Annotated in this window: 3 protein-coding genes and 4 pseudogenes; all 7 read left to right on the top strand. The window is 37.9% G+C overall.

The window, feature by feature from the left end; genetic code table 11:
- A pseudogene (locus M4I42_RS16485) lies at positions 1-438 on the top strand (hypothetical protein); the annotation flags it as partial.
- Positions 439-542: 104 nt separating this feature from the next.
- Positions 543-908: pseudogene (locus tag M4I42_RS16480) on the top strand (transposase); the annotation flags it as partial.
- Between the two features lie 72 nt (positions 909-980).
- A pseudogene (locus M4I42_RS17130) lies at positions 981-1,073 on the top strand (hypothetical protein); the annotation flags it as partial.
- Positions 1,074-1,133: 60 nt separating this feature from the next.
- The gene (locus M4I42_RS16475; RefSeq protein WP_268853135.1) at positions 1,134-1,331 is read left to right on the top strand and encodes a hypothetical protein; all 198 of its coding nucleotides are present in this window, start codon (positions 1,134-1,136) and stop codon (positions 1,329-1,331) included.
- 12 nt (positions 1,332-1,343) lie between these two features.
- Positions 1,344-1,487: pseudogene (locus M4I42_RS16470) on the top strand (ATP-binding protein); the annotation flags it as partial.
- 318 nt (positions 1,488-1,805) lie between these two features.
- On the top strand, positions 1,806-2,198 hold the full coding sequence (locus M4I42_RS16465; protein ID WP_268853134.1) for a hypothetical protein: 393 nt from the start codon (positions 1,806-1,808) through the stop codon (positions 2,196-2,198).
- A 4-nt stretch (positions 2,199-2,202) separates the two neighbouring features.
- Positions 2,203-2,997, top strand: a complete 795-nt coding sequence (locus M4I42_RS16460) for an ImmA/IrrE family metallo-endopeptidase (RefSeq protein WP_268853133.1) — start codon at positions 2,203-2,205, stop codon at positions 2,995-2,997.
- The last annotated feature ends 75 nt before the right edge of the window (positions 2,998-3,072 follow it).

The raw sequence follows: 3,072 nt of genomic DNA, 5'->3' as shown, positions 1-3,072 counted from the left end.
GATGAGCTGCATCTCATTTTCCTCCCATTAATGCGAAGTTCCCTCAATCGTTCCGAACGAGCGATTGAAACAGTAGAAATTGCGAAACGGATCAAAAATGAGGAAAAACAAGTACGTTTATTGGCAACGATTATTGCGGTTTCCGACAAGTTTATTGATAAGGAGTATGTAGAAAAACTAATGGAGGTGTTAAGTATGGCGAGAGTGATCCGAATGGCGGAAGAAAGAGCAAGAATCAATGAAAGCCAGCAGGCAATAAAAAAATATTTAAGCGCAAGATTAGGTTTGGAAAGTAAACCGATGCAAAACAAAGTAGACCTTATTACTGATTTGTATTTGTTGCATCACTTATTAGATGATTTGTATCGAGCGGAGAAGAAAGAAGAAATGGATTATTTAATTGATGTCGTATTAGAAAAACAAAAGAATATGGGGTAGGGTAGTGTGCCTGTCACCCGTCGAGAGAAATTTTTCTTTCGATGCAGGATTTTGCCCGTTTTTGTCGAAAGGATATGCAAGAAAGTTCATGTGAGGTGAAAAATGTGGGTCGGGCGAGGCGGATTTGGGTGCCGCATTTGTTTTACCATATTGTGTGCCGTGGAAACCGGCACGATCCGTTGTTTAAAGAAGCAAATGATTTCCGCGCGTTTTTGCATATCCTCGAACAGCTTCATGAAAAAATACCGTTTGAAATCGCTTCGTATTGCCTCATGACGAATCATTTCCATTTGCAGCTCCGTTCGCAACAGGAATCCATTTCTAAAGTGATGGCACTTATTAATAAACGATACGCCAACTATTACAATACACGTTACGGGTTAACCGGGCATGTGTTTGAAAAGCGTTACTTCAGTAAAATCATTGACGATGATACAGGCATGTTGGAAGTAAGCCGCTATATCCACCTCATTACCTTCATTTATGAACATCGACGCACTCCTTCATTACTTTTCCGAAACGATTGTTGAGAAAAAGAAAAAATATGTGCAGTTTGTAAAAGCAGATGTTGTGCCGAACTACATCATCAGCGATATTGTATATGCAGCCCAAAACAAATCAAAGCATATCGCCATCGCGTATCAGGACAGATTTACGACCGCATCGATATATTGTTATCGTTAGAAGCAGTGGATTTGACTCAAAAATCAAAACAAGTAGACTGTTCGGAAACGATTCGCAGCCGTGTGGAAGCTGCGCGTTTCCGGCAATTCGAACGATATGGGGAAGAAATAACAAACGGCCGTGTGCCGATTGACGTGCTGCTTGCGAAAAGTCCGCTGACGAAAGGTCAACAGCGACTGCTTCAGCATTGGTCGGCTACATACGACTGAAGCAATCGTGTTCAAACAAAAATCATTCGCCTCGCCCGAACAATTGCCGACCTAGCAGAAACTGACGACATCACAGATGAAGCATTATGGAAGGCGATGGCGTTTCGGAGAATAAGAGAAGGACGTCAAGAAAAAAATGCGAAGGGGGAACGTTGATTGGAGAGCGGTGCCAGAGAGAATCGGGAGAGGTTTGTTTCTTTCAATGCCTGTGCACTCCTCGAAATTTGTTTTTCTCTTTGTCTGCGTTTTTTATTTGGCAATAGAGGGCTAGTGCCTCTATTTTGCTCAGCCAAAAGGATTGAAAAAACATGAGGAAGTGGTTAAAATACCGTTTTTTAAGGAAAAAATACGTTTGAAAAGGAACTTTTTAATCATTTTTCGTATAAAATAATCATACATTCCGCTTTTTGAGGAAAATATATAGAAAATCCATTCATTCTTATTTATAATTTATGATAGATGGAGGTGAAATGTATGGTCAATACGAACAAAATTGTAGGTCAGAATGTCAAAAAATATATAGAAAGTAAAGGGATTAAACATTCATGGGTGATGGAACGCACTGGTATTAAGAAGACCGCTTATTATAATTTCTTAAATGGTGAAGGAAATGTGGAGGAGTATGTCGCAAAAATCAATAAGCTATTCCGTATTAAAGATCCGTTCTTTTTTTACAAGGAAGATATGGAATTTAAAGAAAAAACGTTTGACCGCAATAGGTCTGATTCCTTTATGAATTATGTGGCACTTTCGTTTCACGGTACAGTGGACGAAGAATTAAAAAAGGGTATGCATCTTTTTAGCGAATTTGTTGAACTAATCGATGTTTTGAAATCAGTCGCAAATTCGGAAAATCCAAGGGGGTAGTCCATTGATTACAAAAGATAATCTTGAAATGATTGTAGAGCATAACAAAACACATTTGCCGAAAATTAAAAAGGCAATGGACCGTATTTACTCCCTCGGAGATCCCCTTGCTCATGTAAAGCCGCTTGATTTTATAAAAACCTATCTTTACGAGCATGCAAATGTATTGCAGTTTCCGATTCAAAATCCTGACTATGGTGGGCTTGTATATTACTATAACGGTGATTATTATGTCCATATTAATACCGCACAGCCGAGAATATATGAAAATTTCATGTGGGCGCACGAGTTTTATCATTTCTTTTTTGACAGAGATAAAATTAAAAACCCTGACCAAAATTTTATCATGATTGATCGTATTTATGATGAAAAAGAGCGGCTTCCTAATCTTTTTGCTTCCGAATTTTTAATTAATGACTTTGTGTTAGAAAGAAGCTTTCAATTTTTAGAAACCGTTCGCATGAAACAATCTCTTCCGGAAAAAATTATGCGATTAATTAGTATCTTTCAAATTCCGTATAAAGCGCTAGTTGTTAAACTTGCTCAAAACGAATTGATTACAATGAACGAAGCGAAACATGCATTGGACTATGATTATCGAAATCGTATTCCTCATGATATAGACAAATCATTTTTTGAGCCTAGTTATACAATAAATATCAGCGGGTTTGATGAATGGTATGAGAAAGCAAAAAGATGGATGTATGAGGAGGATATTCAATCGATTAAAAAATCTTATGATAAGCTGTATAAACAAGTGTTGTCATCAGTGCATGATCGAAGGGGGACGAAAGGATGAAGGTCCTCGATTCTTCTGTTTTAGAATCTGTTCGTCCGTTTATTTCAGATAATACGAAGCAATTGTACGAGTCAC

The organism is Anoxybacillus sp. J5B_2022 (assembly GCF_026847645.1).
In the GTDB taxonomy this organism is placed as follows: domain Bacteria; phylum Bacillota; class Bacilli; order Bacillales; family Anoxybacillaceae; genus Anoxybacteroides.
The sequence above is the reverse complement of the archived record's forward strand: the minus strand, read 5'-3'. Positions and strand labels throughout refer to the sequence as shown.